This is a genomic window from Rhodococcus sp. (in: high G+C Gram-positive bacteria), from assembly GCF_049286785.1.
In the GTDB taxonomy this organism is placed as follows: Bacteria; Actinomycetota; Actinomycetes; order Mycobacteriales; family Mycobacteriaceae; genus Rhodococcus_F.
On the sequence record NZ_JBAQEO010000062.1, the window covers coordinates 1 to 1533 of the forward strand.

Annotated in this window: 1 protein-coding gene; it reads right to left on the reverse strand. The window is 68.9% G+C overall.

Annotated elements, in window-relative coordinates; all coding sequences use genetic code 11:
* A partial coding sequence (locus WAW17_RS02380; protein WP_422331421.1) for a non-ribosomal peptide synthetase occupies window positions 1-1533 on the reverse strand: 1533 nt, incomplete at both ends.

Genomic DNA, 1533 nt, shown 5'->3' on the forward strand with positions numbered 1-1533 from the left:
GCTCTCGGCCACCACATACCCGACCAGTCGCTCACCGGCGACGGCATCGGATACCACGGTGACCGCGGCCTGGGCCACTCCCGCCGCGCCGTCGAGTACCGATTCGATCTCACCCAGCTCGATTCGCAGCCCCCGCAGCTTCACCTGCATATCGGTCCGGCCCAGGTAGACCAGCTGGCCGTCGGCGGTCCACTTCACCAGATCGCCTGTGCGATAAAGCCTCTCCCCCGCGGCACCGTAGGGGTTCGCCACGAAACGGTCGGCGGTGAGGTCGCTGCGGCCGGCATAGCCGCGGGCCAGCTGGTCGCCGCCGAGATACAGCTCGCCTGCTACCCCGACCGGGACGGGCCGGAGCCGGGCATCGAGCACCAGGGTCTGCGTGTTCCACACCGGCGCCCCGATCGGCACCTGCGCATCCGGTGAGCGGTCCACCCGGAACGCGGTGGTGGTGATCGCCGCCTCGGTGGGGCCGTACGTGTTGTGGAATGCGCCGGGGCGCAGTGCGAGAACATCCTCGGCCAGCTCGGCCGGCAGTTCCTCACCGCCCGCGTAGAGATGCCGCAGCAGCGAGAGCGCGTCACCCTCGCCGTCCGCGAGGAACGCCGCCAGCACCGACGGCACGAAGTGCGCCATGGTGATGCCCTGCTCGCGGATGGTCGCGGCCAGGTAGTCGAGTTCGCGATGCCCGCCCGGCCTGGTCACCACCAGCCGCGCACCCACGCTCAGGGGCAGGAATGTTTCCCAGACCGACACATCGAACGTATACGGCGCGCGGAGCATGCCGCGGTCCTCGGCCGTGATCTCGTATTCGGCTTCGAGCCAACGTAATTGGTTCACCAGGGCCGCGTGGCTCACCATCACACCCTTGGGCCGGCCCGTCGAACCCGACGTGAACAACACGTACGCCGTGTTCTGGGGGCGCAGCGATCCCAGCCGTTCCGCATCACCCATACGGGCGGTGCCGTAGGGGGCCAGGTCGAGGGTGTCGACGTCCAGGTGCGCCGTGCCGGCAGGCAGCGGCACCCGCACCGAGGATGTGGTGAGCACCAGGTCCGGTTCCGCCAGGTCGAGCACGTACTCGATGCGTTCGGCCGGGTGCTCGGGATCCAGTGGCACATACCCGGCACCGGCCTTCAGCACGGCACACATCGCGACCACCATCTCCACCGACCGCTCGAAGGCGAGTCCGACAAACGAATCCGGGCCGATTCCACGGCGGATCAGGAGCCGCGCCAGTTGGTTGGACCGGGCGTCGAACTCGCGGTAGGTGAGCGCTGCGCCCTCGAAGACGAGAGCCACGGCGTCCGGAGTGCGTGCGGCCTGCGCGTCGAGAAGATCCACCACAGTCTCGGGGCGGACGTCCACGTCGGTGGCGTTCCAGGTCCTCAGAATCCGTGCCTGCTCGGCGTCGGCGATCAGCGGAACGTCCCCCACCAGCACTGCGGGGTCGGTGACGAAGGCCTCGAGCACTCGCTTCAGCATCTCCGCCAGGCGGGCTGCGCTGGCCGGATCGAACAGTTCGGTGGCGTAGGT